The following is a 16,994-nucleotide window of genomic DNA, read 5'->3' as shown; positions in this document are numbered from 1 at the left end:
GCCACCGTTCCCGGACCGGCACTCTTGTCGGGACGGCGTTCGATGTGCAAATACGGCGCTCTCCCCCCGTCCGGGCCGCGCGCGCGGCCGTCGACAACCGAGGACGCCAGCGTGCCCGTCCTGAACCTGAGATCGGACTTCGCCGAGGCCGACGCCCTTCCGGAGCAGATGGCGGCGATCGGCCGCCGCGCCCGGGCGGCGGCGCGGCGCATGGCGCTGGCCTCGGCGCGGACGAAGGACGTCGCGCTCAAGCTGATCGCCGAGCGGATCCGCGCGAGCGCCGACGAGATCCTGAGCGAGAACGCCCGGGACGTGGCTGCGGCCCGGAGCGCGGGCCAGACCGCCGCGCTGATCGACCGGCTCACCCTCGACCCCACGCGCCTCGCGGCCATCGCGGACGCCGTCGAGAAGGTCGGGTCGCTCGCCGACCCGGTCGGGCGCCAGCTCGCCGCGATCGAGCGGCCGAACGGCCTGCTGATCGAGCGCATCGCGGTGCCGCTCGGCGTCGTCGGCGTCATCTTCGAGGCGCGCCCCAACGTGACGGCGGATGCCGGCGCGCTCTGCCTGAAGGCCGGCAACGCGGCGATCCTCCGGGCCGGCTCGGACAGCCATCGCAGCGCGATGGCGATCGCGAAGGCCATGAGCCGCGGGCTCGCCGATGCGGGCCTGCCGGAGGACGCGATCCAGCTGGTGCCCACCCGCGACCGCGCCGCGGTCGGCCTGATGCTCGCCGGCCTCGACGGCTGCGTCGACGTGATCGTCCCGCGCGGCGGCCGCGGTCTCGTTGAGCGCGTCCAGGCCGAGGCGCGCGTGCCGGTCTTCGCCCATCTCGACGGCATCAACCACGTCTACGTCGCCGCGGCGGCGGATCTCGACATGGCCCGCACCGTGCTGCTCAACAGCAAGATGCGCCGCACCAGCGTCTGCGGCGCCGCCGAGACCCTGCTGGTCGACCGCGCCTGCGCGGCGACGCACCTCGCGCCGCTGGTCCAGGCCCTGCTCGACGCCGGCTGCGCCGTCCGGGGCGATGCCGCGACGCGCGCGGTCGATCCGCGCGTGACGGCCGCCTCAGAGGAGGACTGGCACACCGAGTACCTCGACGCGATCATCGCGGTGCGGGTGGTCGACGGGATCGAGGCCGCCATCGAGCACATCGAGACCTACGGCTCGCATCACACCGACGCGATCATCACCGAGAACGACGCCGAGGCGACGCGCTTCCTGGCCGAGGTCGACTCGGCGATCGTCACACACAACGCCTCCACGCAGTTCGCCGACGGCGGCGAGTTCGGCTTCGGGGCCGAGATCGGCATCGCCACCGGGCGGATGCACGCGCGCGGGCCGGTGGGCGTCGAGCAGCTGACCACGTTCAAGTACCGGGTCCACGGCAGCGGCCAGATCCGCCCGTGACGCGCACTGACGGTTCGGCGTGCGGCTGACTCTGCCGCCGAGCGCTCCCGGCATGCGGATCGGCCTCTACGGCGGATCCTTCAATCCCGCCCATCTGGGCCACCGGCACGTGACGCTTGCGGCCCTGCGTCGGCTCGGGCTCGACCGGGTCTGGTGGCTGGTGAGCCCGGGGAACCCGCTCAAGAGCCGGAGCGCCCTCCCCTCCGTCGCGGCGCGGTGCGACCAGGCGCGCCAGATCGCCCGGCACCCGCGGATCGCCGTGACCGGGATCGAGGCTGCGCTCGGCGTCCGCTTCACGGTGCAGACGCTGCGCTTCCTCACGCGCAGGTGCCCAGGCGTTCACTTCGTCTGGGTCATGGGAGCCGATTCCCTCGGGACCTTCCATCGCTGGAAGGGCTTCGCCGAGATCGCCCGCCTCGTGCCGATCGCCGTCATCGACCGGCCCGGCTTCACCATGACGCCGCTGAGTGCCCGCGCGGCCCGAAGCCTCGCCGGTGCCCGGGTTCCCGAGGCGGCGGCGTCGACGCTCGCTCTGCGGTCGCCGCCGGCCTGGATGTTCCTGCACGGGCCGCGCTCGACCCTGTCGTCCACGCAGATCCGCGCGCGCACGGGTCGGGGGACGGCGCCGCCGAAGCCTGCGCGGTTGCAATCGCGGCCCGATACCGCCAATTTCACCTGATCCCGCAAGGCCCGACGTCGCCGTGCGGCAGAACGAGGAACCAGGACTCTGCCCGAAACCAGTCACACGGAGACGATCCGCACCCCCGTCCAGGCCCCGGTCGAAGCCGGTCAGGCGCGCTCGGACGACCTGAAGGCGCTCGCCCTCGAATGCCTCGACGACATGAAGGCCGAGGAGACGATCGCGATCGATCTGGCCGGCAAGACCTCGCTCGCCGACACGATGATCATCACGTCGGGTCGCTCGCAGCGTCACGTCGGCTCGATCGCCGACAAGATCATCCAGGAGATGAAGAATCGCGGCTACGGCAACGCCCGGGTCGAGGGCATGCCGGCCTGCGACTGGGTGCTGATCGACGCCGGCGACGTGCTGGTGCACATCTTCCGCCCCGAGGTCCGCGGCTTCTACAACCTCGAGAAGATGTGGGGCGCCGACCGCCCCGTCGGGATCGCGGCCGGCTAGGCCGGATCCGAATCCGTGCGCCTGGTCCTGGCCGCGGTCGGACGGCTGAAGGCCGGGCCGGAGCGCGAACTCGCGTCACGATATCGCGACCGCGCCGCGCAACTCGGACGCGGCCTCGGCTTCCCGTCCTGCGACAGCGTCGAGATCCCGGAATCCCGCGCCCGTCGCGCCCCCGACCGGTGCGCCGAGGAGGCGGCGGCGCTCGCGACCCATCTGCCCGCGGGCGGTGTCCTCGTCGCCTATGACGAGCGCGGTCGGGCCGATCTCGCCAGCGAAGCCATGGCCGAGCGCGTCGCCGCCTGGCGCGACGCGGCACGGCCGGCCCTGGTCGTGGTGATCGGCGGCCCGGACGGGCTGGACGCCTCAATTCGGACGCGCGCGGAGCTGATCCTGTCGTTCGGGGCCGCCACCCTGCCCCACGGACTCGTTCGCGTGCTCGCCCTCGAACAACTCTATCGCAGCCTCACCATCCTGGCCGGTCACCCGTACCATCGCGGTGAGGCGGGCTGAGCGGCCGTGAGGATGTCCGAGCCCGAGTCGAAGCCTGGGTCGCGGCGCGCGCGCGCGGCACTCGCCCTGCTGGCCGCGCTGTCGATCACTGTCGCCGCGCGCGCCGAGACTCCGAAGCCCACGGATCCCGAGGCGATCCAGCGGGCCAACGAGGAGCGGGAGCGCCGGGCCGAGAACCTGAAGCGCGTGCAGGACGCCCTCGCCGCCAGCGCCGGACAGCGCGCGCAGTTCGAATCCGAGATCGCGGCGATCGGGTCCGACCGCGCGAAGCTCGACACCGCCCTCCTCGACGCGAATCGACAGGCGCAGGCGACGGAAGACCGCCTCAGCCGCCTGGAGGAGCGCCTGAAGGCGATGAGCGAGAGCGAGGCCGCGATCCGGCACTCGCTGCAGGGTCGGCGCGGCATCGTCGCCGAGATCCTGGCGGCGCTCCAGCGGATGGGCCGCCGCCCGCCGCCGGCGGTGCTGGTGAGCCCCGAGGACGTGCTGGCCGCGATCCGGACCTCGATGCTGCTCGGTGCGGTGGTGCCGGAACTGCGCGGCGAGGTGGACACGCTCGCGGCCGATCTCGCGGAAATGATCAGGCTGCGCGGTTTGATCGCGCAGGACAAGGAAGGCCTCTCGAACGACCTCGCCGGCTGGGCGCGCGAGCAGCAGCGCCTGCAGGCCCTGGTCGCCGCCCGGCGCGCGCGGCAGGCGGAGGTGGAGAGCGGCCTCACGGCCGAGCGGCGCCGCGCCACCGAGCTCGGCGCGCAGGCCAAGAACCTGAAGGACCTGCTCGACCGCACAGAGGCGGAGGTCGCCGCGGCGAAGCGCTCCGCCGAGGAGGCCAAGGCTGCCGCGGAGCGCGAGGTGCGCATCACGCAGGAGCGGTTCGCCGCGGCCGGCTTCCGCGATCCGGCGCGGCTCGCGCCCAAAGTGCATTTCGCCGAGGCGCGGGGCGAAGTGCCGCGGCCGGTGAGCGGACGCGTCGCACGCGGCTTCAACCAGCCCGACGGCAACGGCGGGACGACCCGCGGCGTGTCGTTCACGACCCGCCCGAAGGCGTCGGTCTCGTCCCCGGCCGACGGGTGGGTGCAGTTCGCCGGGCCGTTTCGGTCCTATGGCCAACTCTTGATCATCAACGCGGGCGACGGCTACTATCTTCTGCTCGCGGGAATGGACCAGATCAGCGTCGAGGTCGGTCAGTTCGTGCTCGCGGGCGAACCGGTCGGCAGCATGGGCGACAGGGGTGCGGGTCCCGGCGGGTCCGAGGGTGATCCCACGCTCTACGTCGAGTTCAAGAAGGACGGCGGCTCCATCGATCCGGAGCCGTGGTGGGCGAAGAGCCCGAATAATACGGTACTTGGCGAGAAGGTTCGCGGCTGATGCGCAAGACTTCCCTGATCATGCTCGGCGCCTTCCTCGGTGCCGGAACGTCCATGGTGGCGACCCAGACCGACTTCCTGTCGGGTCCGCGGGCCGTGGCCGCCTCGGCCGAGACCTACCGCCAGCTCAGCCTGTTCGGCGACGTCTTCGAGAAGGTCCGCACCGACTACGTCGAGAAGCCGGACGAGTCGAAGATGATCGAGGCGGCCGTCAACGGCATGCTGACGTCGCTCGACCCGCACTCGAGCTACATGGACGCCAAGGCGTTCCGCGACATGCAGACCACCACCCGCGGCGAGTTCGGCGGTCTCGGCATCGAGGTCACGATGGAGGACGGCCTGATCAAGGTCGTCACGCCGATCGACGACACCCCGGCGGCGAAGGCGGGCCTGCTCGCGAACGACATCATCACGCAGATCGATGACGACCAGGTCCAGGGCCTCACCCTGAACCAGGCGGTCGACAAGATGCGCGGCCCGGTCAACTCGAGCGTCAAGCTCAAGATCAGCCGCAAGGAGTCGAAGGACCCGATCGACGTCACGCTCACCCGCGACGTGATCAAGATCAAGCCGGTGCGCTCGAAGATCGAGGGCGGCGACGTCGCCTACATCCGCCTGACCCAGTTCAACGAGCAGACCTTCGACGGGATGCGGGCCGCCATCGACAAGCTCACGGGCGAGATCGGTGCCGACAAGATCAAGGGCTACATCGTCGACCTGCGCAACAACCCGGGCGGGCTACTCGATCAGGCCGTGATGGTCTCCGACGCCTTCCTCGATCGCGGCGAGATCGTCTCGACCCGCGGCCGCAACCCGGACGAGACGCAGCGGTTCTCGGCCAAGGCCGGCGATCTGACCAAGGGCAAGCCCATCGTGGTGCTGGTCAACGGCGGTTCCGCCTCGGCCTCCGAGATCGTGGCCGGCGCCCTTCAGGATCACAAGCGCGCGACCATCATGGGCACGCGCTCCTTCGGCAAGGGCTCGGTCCAGTCGATCATCCCCCTCGGCGGCTCCGGCGCTCTCCGGCTCACCACGGCGCGCTACTACACGCCGTCGGGCCGCTCGATCCAGGCCAAGGGCATCGAGCCGGACGTCGAGGTCACGCAGGACGTGCCGGACGAGCTCAAGGGCAAGGACGAGACCAAGGGTGAGGCCGGGCTGAAGGGCCACCTGAAGCAGAAGGACACCGACGAGCGCGGCGGATCCTCCGCCTACGTCCCGCCGGATCCGGCCAAGGACAAGCAGCTGATCTCGGCCGTGGACTTCTTGCACGGCATCCAGAAGGGCGCCGCCAACGGCACGCCCGCGCAGCAGCAGAAGCCGAGCCTGCCGAACTGATCGTTCGGCAACCCCGCGCCCCTCTGACCCGATCCCGTCCGGCCACCCGCCGGGCGGGATTTCCCGTTCTGGGACCGGGCGTTAGCGGAACGTTAACCATACCCGGCCGCAATGGATGCGAGGGTTGGGACCGCGCCGACCGGCGCAGGAACCGCGATCCCGTATCGAGAGCCGCTTGACCGAGTCCACCGACGATATCCTCACGCGCCCCCTCGGGGTGCCGGAGGCGGCGCCGGAGCAGCCCGCAGGCCGGATCGGACGGCTGATCGCGGCTGTCCGCAGGCCCCGGGTCGCGGCCGCGGCGCTCGCGGCCGGCTTCGCGGTGGCGGCCGGCCTGGTGCTCGCGCTGGGCGACCCCCAGGGCGGTGAACCCCGGGTCCAGGTGGCGATCGCGATGCGCGAACCCGCGGCCCGTCCGGCCGCACAGGCCCCGGTCGCTCAGCAGCCCCAGGTCATCACGACGGCGCCGGGAACGGCGCCCCTCCAGCGCAGCGCCGAGGAGGTCGAGACCGCGTCCGGGGTGACGGTCGTGCGCCCAGCCGGCAGCGGGCCTAGCGAGGCGGTGGTGATCCGCGTGCCGCCGCCGAGCGCCCCCCGTCTCGCCCAGGCCCCCGACCCGCGGATCAGCGAGGCGGGCCGCCACGGTCTCATGCCGAAGCTCGGCGAGGGCCGCATCCGCGCCCTCGACGTCTACGCCCGGACCGAGGAGGCCGGCAGCGGGCCGCGCATCGCGATTGTGGTGACCGGTCTCGGCGTCGGTCAGGCCGCGACCGCGGGCGCCACCGCGCGCCTGCCCGCCGCCGTGAGCCTCGCCTTCCTACCCTACGGGGGCGAGGCCGAGCGCGCCGCGGCGCGCGCGCGGGACGCCGGCCACGAGATCTTCCTGCAACTCCCGATGGAACCCTTCGACTATCCCGACAGCGATCCGGGTCCGCAGACGCTGCTGACCGCGCTGCGGGGACCGGAGAACGCGGACCGCCTCGCCTGGGCGATGAGCCGCTTCCCGGGCTACGTCGGCGCGGTGAACTTCATGGGCTCCAAGCTGATGGCCGACGCGGCTTTCGAGCCGGTCCTGCGCGAGATCGGCGCCCGCGGTCTCGGGTTCCTCGATGACGGCACGGCCCCGAAACCCGCGGCGGCGCCCGCCAACAAGGGCAAGACGCCGGTGGCCCGTGCCGAGATCGTCCTCGACGCCACGCCGCGCGCCGACGCGATCGACGCCGCGCTCGCCCAGGCCGAAGCCCGGGCCCGCGCCAACGGCTTCGCCCTGGTCTCGGCGACCGGGACACCGCTGAGCATCGATCGGATCGCCCGCTGGGCGAAGGAGATCGACTCGCGTGGGCTGCGCCTCGTGCCGGCGAGCGTGGCGCTGCGGGGCGTCCGCGATAAGCGGGTCTCGACTGCCGATTGAGCGTGTCCGTGTCCAAAGTCAGCGCAAGTAGATCCGGCGCCTTCCGGGCCGGTGAAGACTTGGTCGACGTTGCCGCCTCGCCTCCCCCTGACCTATGGTCGCCGCGATGGTAACGGATTCCGACCCGGGCATCGCCCTGCCCTACCGCCCCTGCGTGGGCATCGCCCTGATCGCGCCGTCCGGCGGCGTCTTCGTCGGGCGTCGCAGCAAGGATGCCGGTCCCGAGCACGTCGACGGTCCGCACATGTGGCAGATGCCGCAGGGCGGCATCGATCCCGGCGAGGACGCGGAGGCCGCCGCCCGCCGCGAACTCTACGAGGAAACCAACGTTCCGCCCGAGGCCGTGAAGCTCCTGGCCGAGATTCCGGACTGGCTCCCCTACGATCTGCCGCCGGCGGTGATGAAGCAGGCTTGGAAGGGCCGCTACCGCGGACAGACGCAGAAATGGTTCGCCTACGGCTTCGTCGGCAGCGAGGATCTGATCGACGTGCTCCGGCCCGGCGGCGGCGCCCACAAGGCGGAGTTCGACGCCTGGCGGTGGGCGCGGCTCTCCGAGCTTCCGGACCTGATCGTTCCCTTCAAGCGGCCGGTCTACGAGCGCGTCGTGGCCGCCTTCGCCGGCCTCGATCGATGGGCGGCGCGGTCATGACCGCGCGGACGGGGCGCTGAGGCCGTGCGCTGGCTCGCGGTCCCGGTCGCCCTCGCCCTGGCGTGGCTCGCCTTCACGATGAGCCCGCTCTGGTCGCTCTACGACCTGGCGCAGGCGGTGCGCCGGCACGATGCCACCTATGTCGAGGGCCACGTGAACTTCCGGACGCTGCGCCTGTCGCTCGTCCGGCAGATCACCGCCGCGATGCGCGCGGCGTCCGAGACCGATCCTGACCTCGAGCCCCGCGACCGCCAGCGTCTCAACGACGCCGCCTACGGCCTCGCCCTGGCGCTCGCGGAGACGATGGTGACGCCGGAGACGGTGATGGACCTGCTGGCCAATGGCTGGCCCGACAAGCTCGACCTCGAGCGCCCGGCCGGCACACGGCCGGAGGGCCTGGTCATCCGCGGCTTCGGGCGGCTCATGCCGTACTACGCGGCCCTGGAGATGCGCGGCTTCCGCGCGGTCGTGATCCCGATCCCGCCGGAAGGGTCGCGCGCAGAGCGCACGCGGATCCGGCTGCGGCTGCGCGGCCTGAGCTGGCGCCTCGTGGATATCGAGATGGCGGAGATGCTGCGCGCGCAGATCGCCGCCAAGCTCAGCCGCGCCCTGGCACGCGCCAAGATCGGGGCCAGTGCCGGCGAGGAGCGCTGAGGCGGCGCGGCGGCCCGGACGGCGAGGCGCTACTTCGCCTTCGGCTCGCCCGGCGCGGCCTTGGGCTCGCCCGGCGCGGCCTTGGGCTCGCGCGCCTCGATCAGGTCCTCGGCCTTCTCCTCGTCGGTGTCGCCGCTCTGCTCGATGGTCTTGCCCGGATTGGCGAGCAGGGAGCGCACGATCCCCAGCAGGACCTCGCACTCGCCGGGAAACTTGTAGCTCTCGAGGACGATCGCGGCGTCGCGCAGAGTCCGCAGATCGCGCACCAGCTGGGCGTTGGCGTCCTCGCGCAGCTCGCTCTTCTTGGCGATCGCCTCCTCGATCTGCGCGCCCTTCACGTCGCAGGCGGCCCGGGCCGGCGATGCGGCGACCGCGGCGGCGAGGGCGAGACCGAGTGCGGGAAGAGAGCGCCACATGGCGGTGATCCTCGAAGATCCAGTTCAGAGGGTGTGCAGGGGCGCGGCGCGCAGGACATCCTGCGTCAGCGCCACGAGTTGGCTCGGACGGTAGGGCTTCGGCACGAAGACCGAGCCCGGAACGGCCTCGCAGCCCGCCAGGGAAGCCCGGCCCCCGGAGGTGTAGACGACCGGGAGGTCGGGCGAGAGCCGGCGGGCGCACCGGGCGAGCGACAGGCCGTCCGTGTTGCGGGCCAGATCGATATCGGTGAAGAGCAGGTCGACGCTCTCCCGGGCCAGGATCGCCTCGGCTTCCCAGGCATCCGCGGCGGTGAGCACCCGGTACCCCTCTTCGAGGAGCGCCTCGGCGGCCAGCTCGCACACGGTCGGCTCATCCTCGACGACCAGGATCGTGGCGGCCCCCCGGTCCGGGACGGGCAGGGTCGGGCAGACGAACGCGGCGGCGAACGGAACCATGACGCAACTCCCACTCACCCGGCGGGGGCACGGTGTTCCCGAGCCGGATCGCTGGGGCAACGACCCCTTCCGACGCGGCGTTCACCGTGTTTGCATCGAATTGCTCGGGTTTGGTGAGCGACGCGTTAACCGCGGCCCGTCACCCCTGAACGAAGGCGTCCGAATGGTTAACAGAGCGTTACCGATCTGCGACCGCGGGGCCGAACCGTGAACCGCCCGGCTCAGTTGGGCGTCGGCCTGCTCCTCACCGGTATGGCCGGCTACGTCGACGCCCTCGGCTTCGTACGGCTCGGCGGCCTCTACACATCCTTCATGAGCGGCAACACCACGCAGCTCGCCGTTCTCGGCGCCCAGGTCGAGCTGCACCACATGATCCTCCCGGCGATCCTGATCCTGGCGTTCCTGACGGGATCGGTCCTCGGGAGCGGGCTGGCGATCCTGGTGCCGCCGCGCTGGGCGACGCCGGCGGTCCTCGCCTACGAGTCGCTCCTGATCCTCGCCGGTCTGGGGCTCGGACTCCAGTCGCCCGAACTCGGCGTCGCGGCCTTCTTCGTCGCCTTGGCGATGGGATCCCAGAACGCGGTCCTGGCGCAGGTGAAGGGCTTCCGGGCCGGCACCACCTTCGTCACCGGCGCGCTGTTCAGCCTCGGCCAGAAGATCGCGCAGGCCCTGACCCGCACCGGAGATCCGCTCGGCTGGCTCGGCGACGCCTCCGTCTGGATCTCGCTGCTATTCGGCGCCTACCTGGGCGCGCGGGCCTATCAGCAATTCGGTCTCTACGCGCTGATCGCCCCGGCGGCGATCTCGGGTGGCCTGGCGTTGATTACCGCCTTCCTGGTCTTGCGCACCGCGCCGCCGGCCGCAAATGTCCCCCCGACATGAGCAGCCCCGTCAGCAACCCGTCCCTCACCAGTCACGTCGCCGCGCTGGAGCCCGGCGAGCACGTGCTCGCCGCGCATTTCCTCAAGGACGTGCCGGCCCTGGCACTCAGCGACGGCACGGTCGCGCTGGTGCGGGAGGACGGGATCGCCCGCGTCACCGCCCATCCCGACAGCGGGATCCTCGTCGCGGCCGGCGGCGTCGACCGGCTGCTCACCGGGGGCGACGACGGCCGCGTGGTGGCGATCCGCGCCGACGGCGCGATGGAGCAGCTCGGCCTCGCCAAGGGCGGCGCCTGGATCGACGCGCTCGCCGCCCATCCCGACGGCGCGGTGGCGTGGTCGGCCGGCCGGACCGTCGTGGCCCGCGACGCGAAGGGCCGCGAGAAGACCTTCGAGGCGCCGTCCTCCGCCCGCGGCCTCGTCTTCGCGCCCAAGGGCTACCGGCTCGGCGTCGCCCACTACAACGGCGTGAGCCTCTGGTACCCCAATCTGGAGGCGCCGGCCGAGGTGATCACCTGGAAGGGCTCGCATATCGACGTCACGTGGTCGCCGGACGGGCGCTTCGTGGTATCGACCATGCAGGAGAACAGCCTGCACGGCTGGCGCCTCCAGCCGGATCGCGGGCACATGCGGATGTCGGGCTATCCCGGCAAGGTCCGCTCGATGTCGTGGTCGTTCGACGGGAACTGGCTCGCCACCAGCGGGGCCGAGGCGGCGATCGTGTGGCCCTTCGATTCCAAGGAAGGTCCGACCGGCAAGGCCCCGCGGGAATGCGGCGTCCGCCCGGCCCGCGTCTCCCGCGTGGCGTTCCACCCGAAGGCGCCGGTCCTGGCCATGGGCTACGAGGACGGTTGCATCCTGCTCGTCCGCTTCACCGACGCGGCCGAGTTGCTGGTGCGACCGGCCGTCCAGGGGAGCGGCGTCACGGCGCTCGGCTGGGACGCGCGCGGCGGCCGCCTGCTGTTCGGCTGCGCCGACGGCAAGGCCGGCCTCCTCACGCTGCCGGGCTGAGACGCAGGGTCAGGGGTCGTCGCACCCGCGGCTGGAACCACCGCCCCGCGCATGCTCTTTGTCGGGGGTCGATTCCCCCGCCGGAGGCCAGGCATGTTTCGCGTGTTCCGCACCTTCGGCCTCGCCCTCGGCCTGCTCGGAGGCTTGGTCGCCGCGCAGGCCCCGGAATTCGCGCAGCAATACGCGCAGCGCCTCGGGGGCGCCGCGGACGAGCTGCGTCGGCAGGTGGCCGTCCTCGAATCCGACGCGCAGGCCTCCGGGACGACGCGCGAGGGTGCCGTCGACCGGCTGCGCGCCAGCCCGGACCAGCTCGTCGCCCGCCGCGGCGAGGCCGCCCGGGCCGACATCGCCCGTCTCGCCCGCCTGAGCGCCCAGCAGCAGGCCCTGAATGCGGCGACGAGCCCACTCGGACGTGTGGTGGCGATGCTCCGCGACCCTGACGTGCCGGTGGCCGAGGCCGCCTATCACGACTTCAGCCCGGCTGTGCCCACGAACGCCGACGGCTTGGCCGCGGGTCTGATCGGATTCTTCGTCGCGTGGGGCGGCTGGCGCGTCGCGTCGGATGTCGGCCGGCGGGCCGCACGCCGGCGCCCGCGGGAGACCGCGACCGTCGCCTGAGCGCCGTTCGCGCGGGCCAGACTGTGGCGCAACGTCTACAGCAGCTTGCGCGAGCCTTGCGTATCGAGCAGGGATCCGGCCGTCCCGGTCCGGGAGAAGGCGCAAGATGCCGCGCGCGTCGAACTCCACCACCATCGATCCGGCGCTCGACGCCGCCGCGCTGCTGCGGCGTATCGGCTTCTTCGGCCTCTTCGTGGTTCTCCCCGTCCTCGCGCAGGTCGCACGACGCGCCTCGGTGATCCTCGCGCCGATCGCCGTGATCCTCCTGATCATCGCCAGCGTCATCGACCGGCGCCAGCGTCCGGTCCGTCCGGCGACCTATCGCCTCCTGACGGCTCCGGCCTTCCTGGCGGGCATGCTGGTCGTGCTGTGGTCGGCGCTCTCGCTGACCTGGACGCCCTTCCTCGGGCCGGCGCTGGAGCGGCTGGCCAATCTCGGCGCAACCATCGGCCTCGCCCTTCTGGGCTACCTCGCCCTCCCCGACAGGATGCGCTCGGCCAACCTCTACCTCCTGCCGCTCGGTGTCGTGGCGGGCGCGATCGTGGCGATCATGCTCGGGCTGTTCGGCGCCCACATCGCGCCGCCCGGAGTCGAGGATGACGGGGCCCTCGATCGCGGCCTCGTCCTGCTCATCCTGCTGCTCTGGCCGGCCCTCGCGTGGCTGCGGTCCCGCCGCCGCGACCGGGAGGCGCTGGGCCTCGCGCTGCTCGTCGCCCTGGCGCTCACGGTCCAGCCTGACGGGACGCAGATCGCCGCCCTGTCGGTCGGCGCCGTCGCCTTCGCGGTGACGAGCTACCGGCCGCGGCTCGGGGTGACGCTCACCGCTCTCCTCTCGGCCGCCCTGCTGGCGGCGGCGCCGTTGCTCCCCTTCCTGGCGCGGCCGGTCGGAGCCGCGCTCCTGGGGCCGGTCGCCCCCGCGGTGCTGTCGCTGAAGAGCTGGCAGAAGGTCGTCACCTCCGATCCGGTGCGGCTGATCACAGGGCACGGGTTCGAGACGGCCCTGCGCGGACGCCTGGTCGGCCTCCTGCCGGCCAACGCACCGACCACGGCGCTCTTCGAGTTCTGGTACGAGCTCGGCATCGTCGGCGCCCTCGCCGCCGCCTTCGCCCTCTACGCCTCGATCCGGCGGGCCGGCCGGGACGGCCCGGCCGTCGTTCCCGGCGCGATGGGCTGCTTCGCCGCCGCCTTCACGGTGGCCTGCCTGAGCGTCGGGCTGACTGCCGTCTGGTGGCTCACGACGGTCGCCATCGCGATCTTGGTATTCGTCGCGGTGGAGCGCGGCCAGTTCCGGACCAGCCGGCCGAAGGTCGCCAAGCTGCATCGCCTGCAGACGCGGGGCGAGTGAGCGGTCAGGCACGCAGGAAGCCGTGCAGGCGGATCCAGGCCAGGAACAGGCCCGGCCAGGCCGCCACGGGTGTCCCGGGCGCGCCGAGCCCGAAGCCGTGGCCGCCGCGCTCGAACAGGTGCAGCTCGGCCGGCACCCGCGCCTTGCGCAGCGCCGAGAACATCAGCAGCGGATGGTCGGCCACGGCGACGGGATCGTCGATCGCCTGGACGAGGAAGGTCGGCGGCGTCTCCGGCCCGACCTGCAGGTCCACCGAGTAGGTCTTCATCTCGTCGGGGGTGACGTCGTCGCCGACGAGGATGCGGCGGGTCGCGGTCCGGTCGAACGGCTTGCGCATGGTGATGACGGGGTAGATCAGACCGGCCAGCGCGGGCCGGATCGGCTGGGCGTCCGCGGCGTCGACGCCCGCGTACAGGTCCCGGGCGCTCCCGACGGCGGTCTCGCCCATGAGGTGGCCGCCCGCCGAGAAGCCGAGGACGCCGACCCGCGCTGGATCGATGCCGAACTCGGCGCCGCGCGCCCGGACCAGCCGGAGAGCGCGCTGGGCATCCTGGCGCGGCGCGTCCGGCCCCGAGCCCCAGCCCTCCGCGGGCAGGCGGTAGACGAGGAGGAAGACCGTGATGCCGGCCGCGTTCAGGACGCGGCCGACCGGGACGCCCTCGTTGCCGAGGGCGATGAACTCGTACCCGCCGCCCGCCGCGACGATCATCGCGGCGCCGTTGGGATTGGCCGGCCGCATGACCAGCAGACAGGGCCGCGCGACCCGGGTGACGTCGCCGAACGTCCCCTCGACGTAGCGGTAGCCGTCCGGGTTCGGCCCGTCGCCGCCGCCCGGCGGCGCGCCGGGCCACAGCTCGATCACCTGCAGATCCGCGCCGGGCAGCGAGCGCGGCAGAGCCCGGATCGACTCGTGCGGCGCGGGCTGCGGTGCCGTCTCCGCCGGCCCTTCCGCCCGGGCGTTGCGCAGCCCGAGGACGCTTCCGAGACCGGCGAGCAGGAGACGGCGGTCGAGGCGCAAAGGCATCTCCCGGGTGAGGCCGCGCGCGGGACCGCCCCCCGGCGAGCCCGGCTCCCGCGGGAGCGCGGGGGCAACGCCCAAGGACGCGAGGCGGGTTCCGTCGCGGCGGCGCGCCTCAGCTCTTTCGCGCGATGACGGCGACGTAGAAGCCGTCGGTCCCGGTCCGCAGCGGGCTCATCTGGATCCCGTGGGCCGTCTTCCGCACGGCTGACCGGAGCGAATCCGGCCCTGTTGCCAGCACCTCGTCCGCGGGGACGACGTCGAAGCGGCCGCGCCAGCCCGACAGGAGGCCGGAGACGGCCGCGTCGTTCTCCGCCGAGAGCAGCGAGCAGGTGATGTAGACGATCCGGCCGCCGGGCCTGACGAGTCGCGCCGCCCGATCGAGGACCTGCGCCTGCTCGGCGGTTCGCAGCGCGAGGCTTCCGGGCCGCAGCCGCCATTTGGCATCCGGATTCCGGCGCCACGTGCCGGACCCGGTGCAGGGCGCGTCGACCACGACCCGGTCGACCTTGCCGTCGAGATCCTCCAGGACGTCGGCGCGCGCCTTGCCGCTGCGCGGGGTTCGCACCTCGGCCAGCGCACCGGACCGGCGCAGGCGCTCGTGGATCGGCGCGAGCCGGCGCGGATCGCCGTCGGTGGCAATCAGGCGGACGCCGTTGCCGGTCTCCGCCGCGAGGGCCAGGGTCTTGCCGCCGCCGCCCGCACAGAGGTCGACGATGGTCTCGTCGGCGCGCGGCGCGGCGAGGAGCGCGGCGAGCTGCGAGCCCTCGTCCTGGATCTCGTACCAGCCCTCCAGGAACTCGGCCTCGACGTGGAGCGCCGGACCGCGCCCGTCGGCGCCGATCGGGACGCGCAGGCCCGCCGGCGCGTGCGGTGTCGGCGCGGCGTCGTAGGCCGCGAGCGCCGGCAGGATCGCGTCGCGGTCGCCGCGCAGGGCGTTCACGCGGATATCGAGGGGCGCGCGCCGCGCCAGCGCCTTCAGCTCCGGAACGAGGTCGTCGCCGAGCGTGGCCGCGAGGTCCGGGAGCACGAAGGCCGGCGCGTCGCCCGCCACCTCCGGCGGCGCGTCCTGCAGCGTCCCGCCGTCGAGGCGCGCGCGCTCGTCGTTGCTGAGGGGAGCCGGCGCGAAGCGCTCGCCGGTGAACAGGGTCGCGACCGAACCCGCCGCGAGCCCCTGCTGGAGGCGTAGCGTGCCGATCAGGACGGCCCGCGGCGTGTCCGCGCCCATGATCCAGGCCGCCGACGCCCGCCGCCGCAGGGCGTCGTACACGAGGCTGGCGATGCCCGCGCGGTCGCCCGAGCCGGCGAAGCGGTGGGCGAGACCCCAGTCCTTCAGGGCGTCGGCGGCCGGCCGGCGCCGCTCGGCGATATCGGTGAGGACTTCGATGGCGGCGGAGCAGCGAGCGGCGGGGGTCAGGGGTCGGATCCTTCGGAATGCGTCAATGACGACGTGAAACGGCCACGCTTGGCCCACGATGCCGCCACGTTACGGCCGAGCTTCCTGCACCTTCGCGGCGCAGACCGTGCTGCGGGCGGTCCGCCGTGCGGGCCGCCGCGTGTCGTATGGCATCCGCCCCCGCCGGACCAGACTGGTCCGATGGCGGGCGCATCCCGGGAGTACCCCAGCCCATGACGTCCACCGTTCGCGTCGCCCTCGCGGCCCTGGTCACCGCCTCGCTCGCCGCCTGCGCGAGCGCGCCCGCCGCCCAGCCGGAGCTGACGCCGGTGCCGCGTCCGCGGGTCGATGCCAAGACGCAGCTCGAATACGGCAACCCGCCCCCGCCGCCGCCCGGCCGCTACTGAGGCGTCCGCGCGGGGCGCGGCTCAGGCCGCCTCCCGCGCCCGGCGGGCCTCGTAGGCCTTGAGGCCGGTATAGACCGCGGCCAGGAGCGGGAACGGCACCTCCGGCGCCAGCCGCTGGCCGCGGGCGATCAGGTCGCCGATCACGTGGTCCGCCTCGATGCGACCCCGGTTCTCGATGTCGCGCAGCATCGAGGCCGTGAAGGTGGACCCGGCCGCCGTCAGCTGCGCCCGCGCCCGCTCGGCCACGACGGCGCGCGGCTCGTAGCCGCTGGCCGCGGCGACGCTCGTGCATTCGGCGTGCAGCGCAGAGATCAGCGCGGTGCCCTCGGGCGCCGCCACGATGTCGCCGACCGCGGCGCGCATCAGCGTGGTCGCCCCGGCGAGCGTCGCCAGGAACACCCACTTCTCCCACATCTCCTGCAGGATTACGTCGCTCAGGCGCGGCTGGAACTTGAGGCCGCGCATCAGCGCGTCGACCGCCTCGATCCGCGCCGAGCGCGACCCGTCCCGCTCGCCGTAGGTGATGCTGCACAGCTCGCTCATGTGGCGGATCGCGCCGTCCGGCGCGAGCGTCGCGGCGATCGCGCACGAACCGCCGAGAACGCGGTCCGTACCGAACTGGGCGTCGAGCACGTCGAGATGCGACATGCCGTTGAGCACGGGCAGGATCGCGGTGTCGGGGCCCACGGCCGGCGCGAGGTCAGCGACGGCGCTGTCGAGGTCGTAGGCCTTGCACGACAGCAGGATCAGGTCGAACCGCCCGGCCCCGGCCAGCCTATCGGCCGTGACGGTGGGCGGAGCGGGCAGATGCAGGTCGCCGAGCGGCGAGCGGACGTTCAGGCCGTCCGCCGCCAGCTTCGCCGCCCGCGCCGGCCGGACCAGGAAGGTCACGTCGGCGCCCGCCTCGGCGAGGCGCGCCCCGAAATAGCCGCCGGTCGCGCCGGCCCCGACGATCAGCGTGCGCAT

General features: G+C 72.9%; 19 protein-coding genes. 14 read left to right on the top strand and 5 right to left on the bottom strand.

Features of this window, described 5'->3' with window-relative positions:
• Positions 1 to 111: 111 nt before the first annotated feature.
• The 9 genes from ACQKQD_RS04475 (at position 112) to ACQKQD_RS04435 (ending at position 8,480) form a co-directional block, all read left to right on the top strand.
• On the top strand, positions 112 to 1,410 hold the full coding sequence (locus ACQKQD_RS04475; RefSeq protein ID WP_427507594.1) for a glutamate-5-semialdehyde dehydrogenase: 1,299 nt from the start codon (positions 112 to 114) through the stop codon (positions 1,408 to 1,410).
• 19 nt (positions 1,411 to 1,429) lie between these two features.
• Positions 1,430 to 2,089: a nicotinate-nucleotide adenylyltransferase gene (locus ACQKQD_RS04470; protein ID WP_427507593.1), complete on the top strand. Its 660-nt coding sequence runs from the start codon at positions 1,430 to 1,432 to the stop codon at positions 2,087 to 2,089.
• 129 nt (positions 2,090 to 2,218) lie between these two features.
• The gene (rsfS, locus tag ACQKQD_RS04465) at positions 2,219 to 2,551 is read left to right on the top strand and encodes a ribosome silencing factor (RefSeq protein WP_085986769.1); all 333 of its coding nucleotides are present in this window, start codon (positions 2,219 to 2,221) and stop codon (positions 2,549 to 2,551) included.
• A 15-nt stretch (positions 2,552 to 2,566) separates the two neighbouring features.
• Positions 2,567 to 3,061, top strand: a complete 495-nt coding sequence (rlmH, locus tag ACQKQD_RS04460; RefSeq protein WP_091978388.1) for a 23S rRNA (pseudouridine(1915)-N(3))-methyltransferase RlmH — start codon at positions 2,567 to 2,569, stop codon at positions 3,059 to 3,061.
• A gap of 12 nt (positions 3,062 to 3,073) precedes the next feature.
• Positions 3,074 to 4,429: a murein hydrolase activator EnvC family protein gene (locus ACQKQD_RS04455; RefSeq protein ID WP_091678000.1), complete on the top strand. Its 1,356-nt coding sequence runs from the start codon at positions 3,074 to 3,076 to the stop codon at positions 4,427 to 4,429.
• Entirely contained in the window at positions 4,429 to 5,766 is a 1,338-nt protein-coding gene (locus ACQKQD_RS04450; RefSeq protein WP_020091475.1) for a S41 family peptidase, read from the top strand. Before ACQKQD_RS04455 ends, ACQKQD_RS04450 begins: the two co-directional genes overlap by 1 nt.
• Positions 5,767 to 5,941: 175 nt before the next feature.
• Positions 5,942 to 7,177 (top strand): divergent polysaccharide deacetylase family protein, encoded by a 1,236-nt coding sequence (locus ACQKQD_RS04445; protein WP_427507592.1) that lies wholly within the window; start codon positions 5,942 to 5,944, stop codon positions 7,175 to 7,177.
• Between the two features lie 94 nt (positions 7,178 to 7,271).
• A complete protein-coding gene (locus ACQKQD_RS04440) occupies positions 7,272 to 7,826 on the top strand; it encodes an RNA pyrophosphohydrolase (protein WP_427507591.1) in 555 nt (184 codons plus the stop codon).
• A 24-nt stretch (positions 7,827 to 7,850) separates the two neighbouring features.
• Positions 7,851 to 8,480, top strand: coding sequence for a DUF2939 domain-containing protein (locus ACQKQD_RS04435; RefSeq protein WP_427507590.1), 630 nt, complete (start codon positions 7,851 to 7,853; stop codon positions 8,478 to 8,480).
• 29 nt (positions 8,481 to 8,509) lie between these two features.
• Here the strand turns inward: ACQKQD_RS04435 and ACQKQD_RS04430 are convergent, their stop codons facing one another.
• Both ACQKQD_RS04430 and ACQKQD_RS04425 read right to left on the bottom strand, forming a co-directional pair.
• Positions 8,510 to 8,896 (bottom strand): photosystem reaction center subunit H, encoded by a 387-nt coding sequence (locus tag ACQKQD_RS04430; RefSeq protein WP_427507589.1) that lies wholly within the window; start codon positions 8,894 to 8,896, stop codon positions 8,510 to 8,512.
• 24 nt (positions 8,897 to 8,920) lie between these two features.
• The gene (locus ACQKQD_RS04425) at positions 8,921 to 9,352 is read right to left on the bottom strand and encodes a response regulator (protein WP_020091470.1); all 432 of its coding nucleotides are present in this window, start codon (positions 9,350 to 9,352) and stop codon (positions 8,921 to 8,923) included.
• A gap of 207 nt (positions 9,353 to 9,559) precedes the next feature.
• Between ACQKQD_RS04425 and ACQKQD_RS04420 the strand changes: the two genes are divergently transcribed.
• The 4 genes from ACQKQD_RS04420 to ACQKQD_RS04405 all read left to right on the top strand — a co-directional run bounded on the left by ACQKQD_RS04420 (position 9,560) and on the right by ACQKQD_RS04405 (position 13,207).
• Complete coding sequence (locus ACQKQD_RS04420; protein WP_026604673.1) at positions 9,560 to 10,234, top strand: YoaK family protein; 675 nt, start codon at positions 9,560 to 9,562, stop codon at positions 10,232 to 10,234.
• On the top strand, positions 10,231 to 11,244 hold the full coding sequence (locus ACQKQD_RS04415) for a WD40 repeat domain-containing protein (protein ID WP_427507588.1): 1,014 nt from the start codon (positions 10,231 to 10,233) through the stop codon (positions 11,242 to 11,244). The genes ACQKQD_RS04420 and ACQKQD_RS04415 overlap by 4 nt, the downstream gene beginning before the upstream one ends.
• 93 nt (positions 11,245 to 11,337) lie before the next feature.
• Complete coding sequence (locus ACQKQD_RS04410) at positions 11,338 to 11,862, top strand: DUF2937 family protein (protein WP_427507587.1); 525 nt, start codon at positions 11,338 to 11,340, stop codon at positions 11,860 to 11,862.
• A gap of 106 nt (positions 11,863 to 11,968) precedes the next feature.
• Complete coding sequence (locus ACQKQD_RS04405) at positions 11,969 to 13,207, top strand: peptide ABC transporter permease (RefSeq protein ID WP_427507586.1); 1,239 nt, start codon at positions 11,969 to 11,971, stop codon at positions 13,205 to 13,207.
• Positions 13,208 to 13,211: 4 nt separating this feature from the next.
• On the opposite strand, the gene ACQKQD_RS04400 is transcribed toward ACQKQD_RS04405, so the two are convergent.
• Entirely contained in the window at positions 13,212 to 14,225 is a 1,014-nt protein-coding gene (locus ACQKQD_RS04400; protein WP_427507585.1) for an alpha/beta hydrolase, read from the bottom strand.
• A gap of 115 nt (positions 14,226 to 14,340) precedes the next feature.
• On the bottom strand, positions 14,341 to 15,699 hold the full coding sequence (locus ACQKQD_RS04395; protein ID WP_427507584.1) for an RsmB/NOP family class I SAM-dependent RNA methyltransferase: 1,359 nt from the start codon (positions 15,697 to 15,699) through the stop codon (positions 14,341 to 14,343).
• Positions 15,700 to 15,854: 155 nt separating this feature from the next.
• Between ACQKQD_RS04395 and ACQKQD_RS04390 the strand changes: the two genes are divergently transcribed.
• Positions 15,855 to 16,028, top strand: a complete 174-nt coding sequence (locus ACQKQD_RS04390; protein ID WP_165923052.1) for a hypothetical protein — start codon at positions 15,855 to 15,857, stop codon at positions 16,026 to 16,028.
• Positions 16,029 to 16,049: 21 nt separating this feature from the next.
• Here the strand turns inward: ACQKQD_RS04390 and panE are convergent, their stop codons facing one another.
• Positions 16,050 to 16,994, bottom strand: a complete 945-nt coding sequence (gene panE, locus ACQKQD_RS04385) for a 2-dehydropantoate 2-reductase (RefSeq protein WP_427507583.1) — start codon at positions 16,992 to 16,994, stop codon at positions 16,050 to 16,052.

It is taken from the genome of Methylobacterium sp. NPDC080182 (genome assembly GCF_050281105.1).
GTDB lineage: Bacteria > Pseudomonadota > Alphaproteobacteria > Rhizobiales > Beijerinckiaceae > Methylobacterium.
The sequence above is the reverse complement of the archived record's forward strand: the minus strand, read 5'-3'. Positions and strand labels throughout refer to the sequence as shown.

Excerpts from the sequence above, each read along its gene's own strand:
- ACQKQD_RS04455 (WP_091678000.1), top strand. The coding sequence starts at position 3,074 with ATGTCCGAGCCCGAGTCGAAGCCTGGGTCGCGGCGCGCGCGCGCGGCA.
- ACQKQD_RS04450 (WP_020091475.1), top strand. The coding sequence starts at position 4,429 with ATGCGCAAGACTTCCCTGATCATGCTCGGCGCCTTCCTCGGTGCCGGA.
- ACQKQD_RS04440 (WP_427507591.1), top strand. The coding sequence starts at position 7,272 with ATGGTCGCCGCGATGGTAACGGATTCCGACCCGGGCATCGCCCTGCCC.
- ACQKQD_RS04430 (WP_427507589.1), bottom strand. The coding sequence starts at position 8,896 with ATGTGGCGCTCTCTTCCCGCACTCGGTCTCGCCCTCGCCGCCGCGGTC.
- ACQKQD_RS04425 (WP_020091470.1), bottom strand. The coding sequence starts at position 9,352 with ATGGTTCCGTTCGCCGCCGCGTTCGTCTGCCCGACCCTGCCCGTCCCG.
- ACQKQD_RS04415 (WP_427507588.1), top strand. The coding sequence starts at position 10,231 with ATGAGCAGCCCCGTCAGCAACCCGTCCCTCACCAGTCACGTCGCCGCG.
- ACQKQD_RS04410 (WP_427507587.1), top strand. The coding sequence starts at position 11,338 with ATGTTTCGCGTGTTCCGCACCTTCGGCCTCGCCCTCGGCCTGCTCGGA.
- ACQKQD_RS04405 (WP_427507586.1), top strand. The coding sequence starts at position 11,969 with ATGCCGCGCGCGTCGAACTCCACCACCATCGATCCGGCGCTCGACGCC.
- ACQKQD_RS04390 (WP_165923052.1), top strand. The coding sequence starts at position 15,855 with ATGACGTCCACCGTTCGCGTCGCCCTCGCGGCCCTGGTCACCGCCTCG.
- panE (WP_427507583.1), bottom strand. The coding sequence starts at position 16,994 with ATGCGCACGCTGATCGTCGGGGCCGGCGCGACCGGCGGCTATTTCGGG.